Here is a 14,923-nt window from a genome sequence, read left to right as displayed (position 1 = left end):
TATTAATAAACACTCTCGTCTAGTTCTAAACCTTCTGCTTTGCGTAGCTTGCGAATAGCAATATTCATTAAAATCATGCAGATGGCGACAATGGCAAACAACACCATAAAGCAGGAGCTGCGTACCCCGATCCAATCATTTGCTATGCCGAAAATAATAGGCAGGGTGAAACCACCTAGGCCGCCAAGAACGCCTACCATGCCGCCGACTGACCCCATATTGGCTGGATAATAATCGTGGATAATGCGATAGACAGATGCTTTACCAATACCTTGGGCGATACCAATAAGGAACACTAAAATTGTAAATACCCAGATATTAAGGCCCACTTTAAAGTGTACATCTCCCTCAATACCGTGAATAATCATGGTAGTTTGAGGGTAAGATACAAAGAATAAGCAAATTAATGATACCCAGAAAACTGCCCAGTTAATTGAGCGGGCACCAAACTTATCAGATAACCAACCACCTAAAGCTCTGATAACACCAGAGGGTAAGGTAAATAACATGGTGATAAAGGAAGCTGTTTTTAAATCTAATTCGTATTCACCGACATAATATTTGGGTAGCCATAGTGCTAAGGCTACAAACCCCCCAAAAACAAAATAGTAGTAAAGACCAAACCGCCAAACTCTAATTTCTTTTAATGGGGCTAGCTGAGCGGCTAAAGAAATATGTTTACCTGATTTTTTCCGTTCTTCATGAGCCGGGTCATTAAAAGTGAAAAACCAAAAAATGATGGCCATGATGACCATTGCAATAGAGTAAATTTGAGGTACTGCCCGCCAGCCTAAAGCAACTACAATCATCGGAGCAACCAAGTTGGTAATAGCTGCACCGGCATTACCAGCGCCAAATATTCCCATTGCAGTGCCTTGACGCTCTTTTTCAAACCAGGCTGAGGTATAAGCGATACCAATTGCAAAAGAGCCACCTGCTAAGCCAACAAATAAACCAATGACAAGGTATTGCCAATATTCAGAGGCAAAAGCTAAACCATAAGTTGGTATGGCAACCAATAACATGTGAATAAAAAAGACAATCCGGCCACCAAAGCGGTCAGTCATTATTCCTAGAGGTAAACGGGTAATTGAGCCAGTAAGTATAGGAGTAGCGACTAAAATACCAAACTCAGTATCTGATAAATTCAACTCCTGTTTGATTTTTATTCCGATGATAGAGAACATGGTCCATACAGCAAAGTTTGCTGCAAAGGCCACGGTGTTCATGGAAAGGACTGACCATTGCTTTTGGGTATGGCTAAGCATTTTAACCTCCTTTACGACGACATACCCTGAAGTTAGGTGAGGTTAATGAAAGCTGAGTTGACCAGGGTCAATAGTTGTTCTGGTAGAAAGTTGTCTAACTAGGGAGTATACCTCTTTAGAGGTATGGTGATAAATTGGTATAACCTACTGATAAATAAGAATTTTTTTGTTTTCCTGGAAAAATAATGAAGAAAAACAGCAATGTGTGTTCTTAAGAGGTACTATTGCCAAAAGAGGGGTGATTTAATTCTTATTGTTAGTAAATATAAATCATTCTCACTATGTTTTAAAAGCTGAAAATTTAGGTTATTTGGAAAGAGTATACTTGAGCTTAATTCTGATTAAGAATAAAGCTATATTAGAATATAGTTATGGTTGAAAAAAAACATTATAGCTTATTGACGCGAGTAGGAGTGGCTTTCGCTGCTGTGGTTACGCTTGGGCTGGTGAGTATGATTAGCTCAGTCATTATTGCTGATTCAGCAGAAGGTGACAGTTATGCTATTAATTTAGCTGGCTCATTGCGAATGCAAAGTTATCGGATAGTAGCGTTGTTGCAAAGAAAAGAGCAGCCATCAACTGTAAAACAGGCTATTAATGATTTTGAGCAGCGATTATCAAACCCCATATTGCAGCATGTTGTGTCCAGTCAGTTGGACCAGCAAGTCAATGTTAGCTATCGAGAGGTTGTCAATCGTTGGCAGAGTTTAAAGCCACAGTTATTGGATAATTTTACCAAAGACATTGACTTCGTTCATTTACAGCAAGTGGATAAGTTCGTTAATGAGATTAATGAACTGGTGAAACATATTGAGGTGGCCTCAGAGACTAAAATTTATACTTTGCGTGCGATTCAAGTTGTTACTTTATTTTTGACTTTACTCGTCATTTTTATCGCGATGTATAATTTACATGCACGGTTGATGGTGCCTTTGAAAGAGTTGGTACAAACGGCAAGTGTTATACGGGATGGAGGATTTAACCAGCGCTCATCTTATCAAAGTGCTGATGAGTTAGGTTTGCTTAGTAATACATTTAATCAGATGTTGGATCATCTTACTCAGCTTAATAGCGAGTTAGAAAAGCGAGTAGAGCAGAAGACAGCGACATTACAAAGAACAAATAGAGTCTTAGAAACACTTTACGAAACCAGTCGTTGGCTAAATGATTTTCCACAAGAATTCCAAACCAGTATTATCAGATGTTTAAAGCGTTTACAGCAATTAACGGAGTTAAAACGAATTTCTGTTTGTTTGAAGCTGGATGATAGCGAGCCATTCAACCAAATTTTATCTTCAGATCAAATTAAACGACCACCATTTTGTCAGTTTCCAGATTGTGAAGGCTGTAAAGAAAGGCGAGAGATTCAGGGCGACTTAAAACAGTCTCAGTTAATGTCTTTGGATATTAAAAATCAAGTAGGTAAATATGGAGAGCTTTTAATAGAAAACGAAATAAATACACCAATTACAGACTGGCAACTACAGCTATTACAGGCATTTGCTGATATGGTTGCGACAGCCTGTAATCATAACCAGTTTATTGAACAAAAAGCACGACTGGCGATGATGAGTGAACGTGCTGTTATTGCCAGGGAATTACATGATTCATTAGCGCAATCTCTATCCTATCAAAAATTACAAGTTGCTCGGTTAAGAAAGTTATTACAGTCTGAAGCCAATACAGATGTATTAGAAAAAACAATAAATGAAGTTCAGCAAGGACTAAATGCTGCATATCGACATTTACGAGAATTACTCAGTACTTTTCGCTTGAAAATAGATGCCCCCGGGCTTGAGCAAGCATTAAAAGGAACAGTAGAAGAGTTTCAACAACAAACTCATATACGATTACATTTAGACTATAGATTGCAGCAGTTTCGTTTAACTGCACATGAGGAGATCCATTGCTTACAAATTGCGAGAGAGGCTTTATTAAATGCTATTCGGCACTCTAATGCTGCAGAGATAACACTTTCTATACATGAAACTGAAAATGAACAGGTTGAGTTATCCATCTTAGATGATGGTATAGGAATAGACTTGAATGTTGATAAACCTAACCACTATGGATTAATTATAATTCAAGAGCGGGTCAATAGCTTGAAGGGGACATTAACCATAAGGCGTTGCGAAAGTGATGGAACAGAAGTTAAAGTAGAGTTTACACCGCAACAGCTGGTTAATAATCAAACACAAATACGTGGGTTAGTGTAAAAGATGAGCACTTCAGTAGTAAACGATATTATTATCATTGATGATCACCCGATGTTGCGTAAAGGGTTGATTCAACTGCTGGAACTAGAAGGCGATTTTAATCCTGTAGCAGAGTGTGGTGATGGTAGCCAGGCAGTTGCTTTAGCGCTTCAATACGAGCCTGATTTAATTTTGTTAGATCTGAACATGCCAGGTATGAGTGGTATTGAAACCTTAAAAGCGTTACGAGAAGCTGAAGTAGATGCTCGTATCCTGATGTTCACTGTTTCAGATGATCAGCAGGATGTAATGGAGGCTTTTAAATGGGGAGCAGATGGCTATTTGCTGAAAGATATGGAGCCAGAAAAAGTGGTTGAGCAATTACGTCAGGCGTTAACAGGGCAAATGGCAATTAGCCCTGAGCTTGCTGTTATTCTTGCTTCAGCAATAAGACATAAAACAACTGCTCGTAAAGCGAGTATTGATGAATTAACCAGTAGGGAAAAGCAAGTGTTAAAGCTTATTGCTGAAGGACAAAGTAATAAGCTAATCGCTCGTAAGCTAAAAATATCGGAAGGGACAGTAAAAGTACATGTTAAACGGGTATTAAATAAGTTGAATATGAAGTCACGGGTTGAGGCTGCTGTATGGGTAGTCGAAAATCGAATCAGTTGACTATTTTAAGTATCGCTTTTGAATCTCTGCTAGCTTACCACTGTGCTTAGTTTTTATAAAAGATTGCTGGAGCCTTTTGACAATATCAGAATCAGTGTCTTTTTGTATGACGATATAGTACTTTTTAGAGCCATCTAATAGAAATAGCTTTTCGAAGTCGCTGTATTGACTATCAGCTTTTTTGGCTAAATAGGCTAGTGAGTATTCCAGAAATACAATTAGGTCGGTTCGGCCAAGCAATAGCATGCGTACATTTTGCTCATAGTTTACTGTTTCTGTGATTTTTAGGTTTGCATTTTTTAGCTGCTCGGTGGCTGCTGTGCCTATAACAGTACCAATGGAGTATCCTTTAGTTTTTATTTCTTCAAGTGATGAAGCCTTAATATCTTTCCTTCTTTTAAGTTTATAAATGTAAATATTGCGATCGCTGATAGGGCCAATCCAATGAAACAGTTTTTCTCGATTGGGCTTACGAACGACCGTATATAATAATGTGCCAGGTTTTTGTGATGCTAATAAAAATGCTCGTTTCCAGGGGGCAAATGCCCATGATTTTGCTTTGATACCAGAATCTTCTAATAGGTAGCGGGTTATATCAGTCGATAATCCAGTAATGTTACCATTTTCTTTATAAGCATAGGGAGGGTAGTTCTCTACGACGATGTCAATACTATCAGCGAAAAGTAGTGGTTTGAATAAAGCTAAAAAAATGAAGGAAGCCAGATATTTCATTACCTTACTCTTGTACTTAGCACATTAACTGCTTAGGTATTTGGCATTTGCTCTCCTAAGTATTGGTTGAGTTTCTCCTATAAACAAGAATTTATGATATAGCATTTGGTTTGGGTATCAATAAGCGTATCGATCAGTGATACGCTATCTATGAGAAAGGTTTATACCAGGCTCTGCAAACCAGTATCCGTTGCATTGATTGTCAATAGCAATCAATGGCACTGTTTCTCCTTGGATGGCTGTATGATATTGATTAATGACTTGTTTCATATCGTGAGACTGAGGGCTTAAACGAACAATATCAATACCCATTTTTTGCATTGCTGGTATTTGGCTCATTAGGTTATATAAACTACCAGACTGGGTTTGAATTCCGTTTAAGGTAAATAATGGTTGATTCTCTTGACTGTTAACGAGGATGCCATCGGGGTAATTAAGACACACAAATTGACAGTTGTCTTTTGGTAAATGACGAAAACGCGCAGTAAAACATCGAGCAGAGTAAGCCAGAGGTAAGTAACCGTAACTAAATACTTCTGTTTCAAGCGTATCTTTAATACCTTGTTCAATACATTCTGTTAATATAGATTGGAGAGACTGAGCAGATAGTTCTACAGGCATTACCCAGCGTTTAAGCCCTTGTCGATGTAAAAGGGAGAGAGTTCTACCATTATAGATATTGATGGCGGGGCCTGTCACAAATGGAATCCTTTGAGCAGATAAAAGCTGCACTGCTGCCATATCATTGGCTTCGATGATAATCGAGTCGTTACGGCAAAGACGCCGTAAACTGTTTAACTCTGATTCTGCTGAAATAAGCGCCAGAGTTGAAAGTACCACTTCTTTACCTGAACTGGCTAATTGCTGCGCTAGTTCAAGCCAGTCATCTGTATTTAATTCTCGACGTTTGCTACAAACAGTTTCTCCCAGGTATACAATGTCAACCGGTGTATCTATAATATTTTGGTAAAAATCATAAACCTGTTGTTTAGGCCAAAAGTATAAAATAGGGCCAAGAGATAACTTCATTACTTTATACCATTCATGACTTATTTTAGGGTATAGGGCAAATTACAAAAATATTCACAGCGAAAATAACTAAGTCTAAAATCCATCTGTGAAGAGTATCACTGCCAGGGTCTTGAGTATGCGCCTAACGTTGTTTGCGTACCTTCTGAAACCTTAGCAAGCTCGTTTTGCCAGTGAGGTTTCACTATAAAGTTGTTAGGATCTGCCTTGTAACAATTTAATGCTTGTCGCCAAGTACTGACGACTTGAGCGACATAAGCAGGGCTGCGTTGACGGCCTTCAATTTTAACTGCTTTAATGCCTATCGCTGATAATTGGGGAATAAGTGCTATGGTATTAAGACTAGTGGGTTCTTCAATAGCATTATAGACTGTGCCTGCTACCTCAAAGCGGCCTTTACAAAGAGTGGGATAACCCGCTTTTTCATTTGGTTGGAATTTGTCAATTAATATATCATTTAATCGTGACTCTAGTCCTTCGTTGGATTCTTGCCAGCGAACAAAACTGGCAGGAGAGCAGACACCACAGGTGTTGGGTGATTGGTCTGTTAGGTACGAGGATAAGTGGCAACGACCTTCTGCCATAATACAGAGCGAACCAAAGGCAAATACTTCTAAGTCTACAGGCGACTTTGTGGCAACCTGCTGAACTTGTTTTAAAGATAATACGCGTGGTAACACAGCCCGTTTAATTGCAAAATGCTGCTGATAGAACTTCAATGCTTCATAGTTAGTTGCAGAACCTTGCACTGACAAATGTAAGTTGAGAGTAGGGTAGGTATTATGTGCATAATCAAGAACACTGAGATCAGCACAAATGAGGGCATTGACACCTAAATCTACAGCAAGATCAACAGCCTTTTGCCAACGTGCCCATCCTGCTGGTTGAGGGTAGGTATTGATAGCTACAAATACTTTTACCCCTTTATTGATTGCGTACTCTAATGCTTGAGTGGCCTTTTTATCATTGAAGTTGAGGCCAGCAAAATGACGTGCGTTAGTGTCATCTTTAAAGCCTATATAAACAGCATCTGCACCATTATCCACTGCAGCTTTAAGGGCTGGTAAACTTCCCGCGGGGCAGACCAACTCCATATATCAAGTCCTCATTGCTATACCCTGTGTACTGCTTACGAATCAAAGTATCTAGCTTCTAAAAGTGATCGCTATAAGTAAGTGGGTATGATTGATAGTTAATAAGTTCAAATATTGTAAGAGTAACAAAGCGAGTGACTGACAAGCTTGACTTGTATCAAGGGGGGCGACTATTGATGAGTAAACACTAATGGGGTAGATATAATGTCACATTTAACAAGCTAGCGTTTAATTGTAAATACCTTATCGAATTGTACTAATTGTAGTGTTTTATATATAAAGTTATTGCAATGTACTAAATGTATATTTTTTGTACTTAAGTCTTGTTTCATACACATCATCACGGCTATTGCAGAGCTGTCCATATAGTCCGTTTTCTGAAAGTCAATAATATAAGTATGAACTTTATCTTTAGCATTTAAGTAAGCTTCTTTAAATGCTTGCACAACTTCTCGTGTGAAGTTTTTTCCGATAAAAATAGTAAGCTGATTGTCAGTTGCTTCTGTTTTAATATCTGTTCCAAAATTATCCATAACTTGTCTTTATTCTATCGGTTTTAATAAGTTGTTGTTAATTATAGTTCACTCATGATGGTGTGTTTAAAAACTCAATGAAACATATATGAAGAAAAATAACAGTATGTTGGCTGTATAAGCTGTATAAGCTGTATAAGTAGGGGGACGATTATTATTAGAGTTGACTTATATCAAGACGATAACTTGTTATATAGTAGATACTACTCAGTTTCGATTAACCCTTAAAATGAGTATAGCTGCTATGATTGTTAGCTTGCCTGATAAACAAAAGCTGTTGCCTGCTGTACCAAAATTAATAGCAAAGCCTCTAGTTTATATGCCTTTTGCTTTACAGAAGAAGTTGCTTAGCCGCTTATTGCAACAAATTTTTAGTGAAGCATTAGCAGATGGTGATTGTGAATTTTTACAAGGTTCCTGGTTAAAAGTAGCTATTACTGATTTAAATATTAGCTGGTTATTTGGTTGTAATGAAAAAAATGAAATACTCATTAATAAAAATGGTTTGGCTGATGTGACGATAGAAGGAAACTTAAATAGTTTTATATTGTTAGCTGCACGAAAGGAAGACCCTGATACCTTATTTTTTCAACGCCAGTTAACGATAGGGGGGGACACAGAGCTAGGACTACAGGTTAAAAACTTATTGGATAATATAGAGCTTGATGTGTTACCACCTATAATTAATTTATCTATTCGATGTGGAGCTGAATACATTTCATTATTTAGTAAGAGCGAATCTGAGTATCAATAATATATCGTTTGATTTCAGGTAATAGCAGCTCTAAGTCATAGTAGTTGGATTGTTGATTTAGAGCTGTATTTAAAATATTACCCGATTTAAAGGGTTGTAGTACCCATTGCTTGACTTCATGTGAGGCTAAAACCTTTGCCATTATGAGCAAGTCATCAGGCTTTATGAGTTGGTAGTTGATAGTTGTTCTGATTTCGTAGGATACCTTGGACTCTATTAGCTGGGTTAGACTTGTCATACATTTTTGATAATAGACTTTACTCCCTGTAATAGTAGTAGCTAAGTGAGGAGGTGATTTAAAGTCAAAGCCTATCCAGTCGACTAATGATATTATAGAGGTAAATCGTTTAGGTATGCTGCCACTGGTATGAATACCGACTTTAAAGCCTTGTTGTTTACACCACTGAATAGCTTCTACTAAATTATTCTGAATTAAGGGCTCTCCACCACTAAAAACAACCGCTTCGACTAGACCCGTTCTACGTTTTAGAAATTGTTGAATACTCTGCCAAGCATATTGCCCAGAGGTAATCTTGATCAGCTCAGGGTTATGACAATACTGGCAGCGTAAATTGCAGCCCTGACAATATAGTACTGTTGCTAAATGATCAGGAAAATCAATGGTGGTGAGGGGAGTTATGCCACCTATTTGTATTTCTCTCATATAAACTGCCTAGTAAACAAATAAAGAACAAGACCGTCCCTGGCTTTTATGGTTGGTTTTAAGTAGCTGCTATTCGCTTTGCAGATGTAGACTCAGTGAAAAACTGTCTATCATTATGCTCAGCCAGTTTACCGGGGTTAAAAGCAGAAGTTGGTCTATGGTAGCCCATGACTCGGGTCCAGACTTCACAGCGTTGTCTTTTTGGGTGGTTTGTTAATATTTGCTTAGCCATAATTTTTTCTTTATTCAACCTCATTAGCAAGAATTGCTTCATCGCATTTTGGACAAAACTCGTGTTCGCCTGCCAAATAACCATGAACAGGACAAATAGAGAATGTAGGAGTAATTGTGATATATGGTACTTTGAAGTTGCTCAAGGCAGCTTTAACAAGCTTACGACAACTGACACTGCTTGAAATAGGTTCTGCCATATAAAGGTGGAGGACAGTTCCCCCTGTGTAAGTACGTTGTAATTTTTCCTGTAGCTCTAGTGCTAAAAATGGGTCATCAGTATATCCAACAGGTAATTGGCTTGAGTTGGTATAGTATGGGGAGTCAGTAGTCCCACATTGGATGATGTTAGAAAATCTTTTTTTATCTTCTTTGGCAAATCGGTATGCGGTTCCTTCGGCGGGAGTTGCTTCTAAATTGTATAATTGGCCGGTTTCTTCTTGAAATGCAACTATCTTCTCCTTGATATGGTTGAGTAATTCTAGAGCAAGCTGTTGCCCTTTACTGGTAGTAATATCCTCTTGGTTATCACTAAAGTTTAGAATCATTTCATTGATGCCATTAACTCCAATGGTCGAGAAGTGATTACGAAGAGTGCCTAAATAGCGCTTAGTGTAGGGGTATAATCCTTCATCCATTAACTGTTGAACAACGTTACGTTTAATTTCTAAACTGTCTTTTGCTAAATTTAATAAATAATCTAGCTGTTCAAATAACGCTTGTTTATTGCCTTGGTGTAGATAGCCTAAACGAGCACAATTAATAGTAACCACGCCTAGAGAGCCAGTTTGTTCGGCAGAACCAAATAGTCCATTGCCTCGCTTCAATAGTTCACGTACATCGAGCTGTAGTCGGCAGCACATTGAGCGTACCATATGAGGCTGTAGGTCTGAGTTTAAAAAGTTTTGAAAATAAGGCAGTCCATATCGAGCGGTCATCTCAAACAAGCGATCAATATTTTCTGACTCCCAATCAAAGTCAGGTGTAATATTGTAGGTAGGAATAGGGAAGGTAAAAACACGTCCTTTAGCATCACCTTCAGTCATTACTTCAATAAATGCCTGATTGATCATGGCCATTTCTTTTGTGAGTTTGCCGTAGCTAAAAGGCTGTTCTTCACCTGCTATAACAGGGACTTGCTCTTGTAAATCGACAGGACAGGTCCAATCAAATGTTAGGTTTGTGAAAGGTGTCTGGGTACCCCAGCGGGAAGGGATATTAAGGTTATAAATAAATTCTTGGATTAACTGTTTTACTTGTTGATAGTTGACTTGATCTTTGCGAATGTATGGTGCGAGGTAAGTATCAAAAGAACTGAAAGCTTGAGCGCCAGCCCATTCGTTTTGCAAGGTGCCTAAAAAATTAACAATTTGCCCCAATGCTGCAGATAAGTGTTTGGGTGGAGCTGACTCTACCTTGCCTGCTACTCCATTAAATCCTTCATACAACAGTTGGCGTAATGACCAACCAGCACAATACCCCCCCAGCATATCCAGATCATGAATATGAAAGTCAGCATTAACGTGAGCATTTCTTACTGCTTCAGGGTAAAGGCAATGTAGCCAGTAGTGGGCTGTCATTTTACCTGATGTGTTTAAAATAAGACCGCCTAGGGAATAACCTTGGTTGGCATTGGCCTTAATCCGCCAGTCTTGCTTGGTTAAGTACTCCTGATAAGTGTTGCGTATATCTAGGAGCGGTAGTGATTCGACAGTATTTGTACTCAACATGATGGTTTCTAACTACTAAACAATGAGTGATGTATACTATATATAGTATGTCTTTATGGTGTTTTATACTATTTATTGTGCTTGATCTGAGTCAATACTTGGTGAGTTGCATTACAAGACTGGTGGCTGGTGCTTAAAGTTTAAAAATTGATCACTCTAAAACAAGTAAGGAAAGGATATAAAATAGAACAGCCTTTTTTAGTAGATTAGTACTTACTATAATTGGTTATGATGAGGGTATCTGTTATTGGTATGGGAAGTAAGCCATGACATATCCTATTGGATGTAACCCAGATACACATGATGTAGGTAGTAGAGCCGATAATTTTTCCGTAGAACATGCTGCTCCGCTAGCTGGGCATGGAAATGTTGTTAGATTGAGTGAGTCTATAGCTGCACAACAATTATTTAATCATCAGCAGCTTGATTATCAGCCACAAACGATGGCTAAGCCGGTGACCAGCAGTGAGCTTATTGCTTCTAGCCGTGCTGTACACCAGCTCGTGAATAATACTCTAGAGGGTAATAGCCTAGAGGATAATGGTGTAGTCATTGATGATGATGAGCGGCAGTTAATCAAAAACTATCTTGAGCGATCACTCAGTAAATATATATTATCCTATGGTAAATGGGAAATTAAAGCAAAGTTAAGGCGGTTACCTAAAGATCCAGTGAGTTATTTTTCGAAAACCGGTAATGAGCAGCGGCCTGTTAATGGTAAATGGGCATCGCCTAAACACCTGTCTGTTTTCAATAAGATACAAACACAAATAAAGGAGCAAATGCCTAGTGCTGGTGTTCTAGAGATTGAAGATGGCAGAGTTTGTATAAAGGAGCCTTTTCCACAAACAGCACAAAGTTTGGCTAATTACTTAAATATATTAGTGGGTAATGGTGCAATTGCAGAAGAACAAGCCCACAACTCAAATAAGTCAACTTTAATTCAAAGTTTGCTTGAACCGAATGATCAAAAGATAGCTGATATATTTACCAAATATATTGATGTATTAGGCTCTGAAAAAAACCGCACGACTAGAGCCTATCGAGTTTTATTTAAAACTCATGATAATCCCTTTGAGCCTATTAATGAAATAAAACAGCATCGAGGTAAATATAGGATTAGAGCAAATACGACACGAGCGGCCGAAGTGATTGAGCATGATAAAAAGTTACTTAGCCAATTATTTGAACGCTTAGAAGCTTGCCAAAAACAGGTCGTTATGTTGAGTCGGGGAGGCTTGTTTGAGCAGTCAATACAACAAATTGCTACTAAGGCGGATAACCACTTTAGTAATCATGTTATTGATTATAAGACTCGCAAATTCGATAATTTAAAGGTGGACCTTAATAAATGCCAGGAATTATTGAAGCAGCCGCATACCCATTTGGCGACTAAAGATGGTATAGAACAGCTGCGGGAACAACTTAAACACTATCAAAGCTATGTTATTCAGTTAGAGCTGTTTGTTGCTGCTGTTGATGATTTAACACCTAAATTATCTGGCTATAAGGCAGTTTCTGATGTGGGTGAAGCCATTCAACTAGTCGAGCGGTTGGAAAATCATCGAGTGAGTTGGAATGACTATATGCCTACAGATACTAGTCAGTCTGGGAAGGTAAAACTATTTTTCCAGAAAGTCAGGGCAAGGTGGTGGGCCTTTGTTGCACGCTCTTCTGATTGGGATCAAACTATTCACTACAATAGGAAAAATGATATTATTGCTAGTATTAAAATTATGCATGAACAGGCTGATAAATTGAATCAGCTCTTAGCCGATGAAGGAAAACAGCTGCAGCTTGATAACAACGCCCTGCTATTTCGGGTTGAGCTAGCGGATCGGTTATTAAAGATTTTTAATAAACTAAAAAATAAATCTGCTATCCGGTTTGGTTTTATTATGCTGAAACGAAAGTCTTTAGAGAAACTACTTGCTAACCAATTAGGCTTAGCAGAAGGTAGTGTGAGGAATTTTACAACCCATCCAAGTAAAAAGAGTGTTACGGGGGTATTTAATCGGTTAACAGAACGGCTTAGTAGCGTATTTAACAATGTGTAGAACTGGTTATTAATCAGTTCTACACATTATGCTTTTTGAGCTTTTCTTTTCCATTGCTCTACAGGCTTGGCTAACTTTTGATATCGAGCATATTGTGGGTGGTGCTCTCTTAAATGTTTTACATTAAATAATGATTGCTCGCATAAATCCAGCCATTTAAGGCTGAATTTTTCTTGTAATAAGTATAAACAGGCTTGAATTAAGTTCAGGTTCAGGCCTGGGTTCCTTGGTGAATGTTCAAGTGCTTGTTGAAATTGTTCTATGGCTTTTTGATACTCTTTTTGCTCATATAAATGGATCCCTTCTTTGTTTGCTATAGCTGCTTCATTTTTATTTTTCTGACTAACAGGTTCATCAAGAAAGGCTAATATTTTGTTAACAAATATTTTATCATCTGATTTTTCCTCTACTAGTTGGAAGAGAATTGTTTCTGCAACATCTTTGTGATTACATACGAAAAATGTTTTACCTATTTCAAATTTTGTATCTGCTGATAATTGATTATTCTGGTCATTGTAAACGGAATTGATCTTTTCGATAATCTCGTTAGATGCATTTTTATTTTTCTGGAAATATAAGGTCCTGGCTTTGGTTAAGTCTATTTTTATTGAGGTGTTAATATCTAAAGTAAATCGTTTGTTAACTTTTTTAAATAATTCAGATGTTTCACTAAGGGCTTTTTGTTTATCAATAGAGTCACTTTCTTCTGATAAGTCGACTAACGAGCTTGCTAGTTCTACATAATTATCTGCGCAATCAAAACAAGAATTCTTACCTAACTCTATAGTATATCTAAAAGCATTGACAGCGACATCTAAATCACCAATCTCACGACTAATTTTGCCAAGTTTTTGTTGTCTTGCCATTGTATTTGGTGAAATATTCGTTGCCTGTTGAATAGCCTTCTGGGCTTTTTCTGTATCACCTTTGGAGAGATAAACATCGGCAATTTCATCATATGCAGCAACCGCATTTGGATTTATTTTGAAAAGTGCTTCATAATTCTTTATCGCTTGGTCACTGTTGCCAAGAATTTGATTTACTTGGCCTAACATTTGGTGTGGCCAATCTGCAGTTCTAGCTGCTAAAATACTATTGCAAAGATTTTTAGCTTCATCATACTGCTCTGTTAAAATAAATAGCTCGCAGAGTTGTTTCTCATACCAATGACTAAATCGGTTTTCATTTTTTAATGCATCTTTGCACTTTTCAATTGCTTGCTTATATGCTTTTTTAGTAATCAGTTGTTTAACTGGAGCTAGTTTTTCTGATTGTTTTACAAGATTTTCTAGGCGCTTTTTTAATACAGCTTGATTGATAGGCTTTGATAGATACGCATCGGGTTGGCACTCAAGTGCACCCATGACCATTTCCTTGGTAGTTTCAGCTGTAACCATAATAAAAATACTATTAGGTTTTAGTAATTTGAGATGCCTTAGCTCTTCTAATACCTGCTGACCATTTTTTCCTTCACCTAAGTTAAAGTCACAGATTATTATATCATATGGCTGTTGACTGCAGGATGCGATGGCTAGCTTTCCATTCTGAACCATGTCTATTGAGCTGATGCCGATATCTACCATCATTCTTTTAAGTGATAATCGGAAACTTTCAAAGTCATCGACAATCAGTAACTTCTTCTTACTAAAAATATTTGTTGTAGTAGTAACTTCAGGCGTTGTAGTAATGGTTTCAAAAAAATCCATATTTTATGCCCTTCATCTCTAAGCTAAAGCATAATATTTATATACTATTTTAGTTGTTTTTTTACAATTTGAATATTGATTGGAGGATTAACTTAGCTATATATTCATAGTGTAAAAAGCAGATTAGCCTTTGTCTGATCGATAACCAGTTTGTATCATGAAAATCAGATACTTAGTGTACCCAATAGGAATGGTTTTTAGGGGCTGCATCGAGTAACGACTTCCCATGAAACTCCGCATATATAACTTATGCTC

Annotated in this window: 13 protein-coding genes; 4 read left to right on the top strand and 9 right to left on the bottom strand. The window is 37.7% G+C overall.

Annotated elements, in window-relative coordinates; genetic code table 11:
- Positions 1-2: 2 nt before the first annotated feature.
- Complete coding sequence (locus OQE68_RS03670) at positions 3-1,268, bottom strand: nitrate/nitrite transporter (protein WP_180568053.1); 1,266 nt, start codon at positions 1,266-1,268, stop codon at positions 3-5.
- A 371-nt stretch (positions 1,269-1,639) separates the two neighbouring features.
- Here OQE68_RS03670 and OQE68_RS03665 point away from each other — a divergent pair, with 371 nt between their 5' ends.
- Both OQE68_RS03665 and narL read left to right on the top strand, forming a co-directional pair.
- The gene (locus OQE68_RS03665; RefSeq protein WP_180568052.1) at positions 1,640-3,484 is read left to right on the top strand and encodes a type IV pili methyl-accepting chemotaxis transducer N-terminal domain-containing protein; all 1,845 of its coding nucleotides are present in this window, start codon (positions 1,640-1,642) and stop codon (positions 3,482-3,484) included.
- Positions 3,485-3,487: 3 nt separating this feature from the next.
- On the top strand, positions 3,488-4,138 hold the full coding sequence (narL, locus tag OQE68_RS03660) for a two-component system response regulator NarL (protein ID WP_180568051.1): 651 nt from the start codon (positions 3,488-3,490) through the stop codon (positions 4,136-4,138).
- Here the strand turns inward: narL and OQE68_RS03655 are convergent, their stop codons facing one another.
- From OQE68_RS03655 to OQE68_RS03640, 4 genes are all read right to left on the bottom strand, one after another.
- Positions 4,139-4,870: a substrate-binding periplasmic protein gene (locus OQE68_RS03655; protein WP_180568050.1), complete on the bottom strand. Its 732-nt coding sequence runs from the start codon at positions 4,868-4,870 to the stop codon at positions 4,139-4,141. It abuts the gene before it with no gap.
- 144 nt (positions 4,871-5,014) lie between these two features.
- Entirely contained in the window at positions 5,015-5,899 is an 885-nt protein-coding gene (locus OQE68_RS03650) for a U32 family peptidase (RefSeq protein ID WP_180568049.1), read from the bottom strand.
- Positions 5,900-5,997: 98 nt separating this feature from the next.
- The gene (gene ubiU / locus OQE68_RS03645) at positions 5,998-6,993 is read right to left on the bottom strand and encodes a ubiquinone anaerobic biosynthesis protein UbiU (protein ID WP_180568048.1); all 996 of its coding nucleotides are present in this window, start codon (positions 6,991-6,993) and stop codon (positions 5,998-6,000) included.
- A gap of 221 nt (positions 6,994-7,214) precedes the next feature.
- On the bottom strand, positions 7,215-7,526 hold the full coding sequence (locus OQE68_RS03640; RefSeq protein WP_180568047.1) for an STAS domain-containing protein: 312 nt from the start codon (positions 7,524-7,526) through the stop codon (positions 7,215-7,217).
- A 244-nt stretch (positions 7,527-7,770) separates the two neighbouring features.
- Here OQE68_RS03640 and ubiT point away from each other — a divergent pair, with 244 nt between their 5' ends.
- On the top strand, positions 7,771-8,280 hold the full coding sequence (gene ubiT / locus OQE68_RS03635; protein ID WP_180568046.1) for a ubiquinone anaerobic biosynthesis accessory factor UbiT: 510 nt from the start codon (positions 7,771-7,773) through the stop codon (positions 8,278-8,280).
- Here the strand turns inward: ubiT and OQE68_RS03630 are convergent.
- The 3 genes from OQE68_RS03630 to OQE68_RS03620 are packed head-to-tail and all read right to left on the bottom strand — an operon-like array spanning position 8,252 to position 10,905.
- The gene (locus tag OQE68_RS03630; protein WP_180568045.1) at positions 8,252-8,944 is read right to left on the bottom strand and encodes an anaerobic ribonucleoside-triphosphate reductase activating protein; all 693 of its coding nucleotides are present in this window, start codon (positions 8,942-8,944) and stop codon (positions 8,252-8,254) included. The two genes, ubiT and OQE68_RS03630, sit on opposite strands and share 29 nt — an antisense overlap.
- 58 nt (positions 8,945-9,002) lie before the next feature.
- Positions 9,003-9,176 (bottom strand): anaerobic ribonucleoside-triphosphate reductase, encoded by a 174-nt coding sequence (nrdD, locus tag OQE68_RS03625; protein ID WP_180568044.1) that lies wholly within the window; start codon positions 9,174-9,176, stop codon positions 9,003-9,005.
- Positions 9,177-9,186: 10 nt separating this feature from the next.
- Positions 9,187-10,905, bottom strand: coding sequence for a ribonucleoside triphosphate reductase (locus OQE68_RS03620; protein ID WP_180568043.1), 1,719 nt, complete (start codon positions 10,903-10,905; stop codon positions 9,187-9,189).
- Positions 10,906-11,171: 266 nt separating this feature from the next.
- On the opposite strand from OQE68_RS03620, the gene OQE68_RS03615 reads away from it, so the two are divergent.
- Positions 11,172-12,962: a hypothetical protein gene (locus OQE68_RS03615; protein ID WP_180568042.1), complete on the top strand. Its 1,791-nt coding sequence runs from the start codon at positions 11,172-11,174 to the stop codon at positions 12,960-12,962.
- A gap of 26 nt (positions 12,963-12,988) precedes the next feature.
- Here OQE68_RS03615 and OQE68_RS03610 read toward each other — a convergent pair whose 3' ends face one another.
- Positions 12,989-14,668: a tetratricopeptide repeat-containing response regulator gene (locus OQE68_RS03610; protein WP_180568041.1), complete on the bottom strand. Its 1,680-nt coding sequence runs from the start codon at positions 14,666-14,668 to the stop codon at positions 12,989-12,991.
- Between the last annotated feature and the right edge of the window lie 255 nt (positions 14,669-14,923).

It is taken from the genome of Spartinivicinus marinus (assembly GCF_026309355.1).
GTDB classification, from domain to species: domain Bacteria; phylum Pseudomonadota; class Gammaproteobacteria; order Pseudomonadales; family Zooshikellaceae; genus Spartinivicinus; species Spartinivicinus marinus.
The sequence above is the reverse complement of the archived record's forward strand: the minus strand, read 5'-3'. Positions and strand labels throughout refer to the sequence as shown.

Bases quoted from the DNA above. Each gene is read 5' to 3' on its own strand.
- OQE68_RS03670 (WP_180568053.1), bottom strand. From the start codon at position 1,268: ATGCTTAGCCATACCCAAAAGCAATGGTCAGTCCTTTCCATGAACACC.
- OQE68_RS03665 (WP_180568052.1), top strand. From the start codon at position 1,640: ATGGTTGAAAAAAAACATTATAGCTTATTGACGCGAGTAGGAGTGGCT.
- narL (WP_180568051.1), top strand. From the start codon at position 3,488: ATGAGCACTTCAGTAGTAAACGATATTATTATCATTGATGATCACCCG.
- OQE68_RS03655 (WP_180568050.1), bottom strand. From the start codon at position 4,870: ATGAAATATCTGGCTTCCTTCATTTTTTTAGCTTTATTCAAACCACTA.
- OQE68_RS03650 (WP_180568049.1), bottom strand. From the start codon at position 5,899: ATGAAGTTATCTCTTGGCCCTATTTTATACTTTTGGCCTAAACAACAG.
- ubiU (WP_180568048.1), bottom strand. From the start codon at position 6,993: ATGGAGTTGGTCTGCCCCGCGGGAAGTTTACCAGCCCTTAAAGCTGCA.
- OQE68_RS03640 (WP_180568047.1), bottom strand. From the start codon at position 7,526: ATGGATAATTTTGGAACAGATATTAAAACAGAAGCAACTGACAATCAG.
- ubiT (WP_180568046.1), top strand. From the start codon at position 7,771: ATGATTGTTAGCTTGCCTGATAAACAAAAGCTGTTGCCTGCTGTACCA.
- OQE68_RS03630 (WP_180568045.1), bottom strand. From the start codon at position 8,944: ATGAGAGAAATACAAATAGGTGGCATAACTCCCCTCACCACCATTGAT.
- nrdD (WP_180568044.1), bottom strand. From the start codon at position 9,176: ATGGCTAAGCAAATATTAACAAACCACCCAAAAAGACAACGCTGTGAA.
- OQE68_RS03620 (WP_180568043.1), bottom strand. From the start codon at position 10,905: ATGTTGAGTACAAATACTGTCGAATCACTACCGCTCCTAGATATACGC.
- OQE68_RS03615 (WP_180568042.1), top strand. From the start codon at position 11,172: ATGACATATCCTATTGGATGTAACCCAGATACACATGATGTAGGTAGT.
- OQE68_RS03610 (WP_180568041.1), bottom strand. From the start codon at position 14,668: ATGGATTTTTTTGAAACCATTACTACAACGCCTGAAGTTACTACTACA.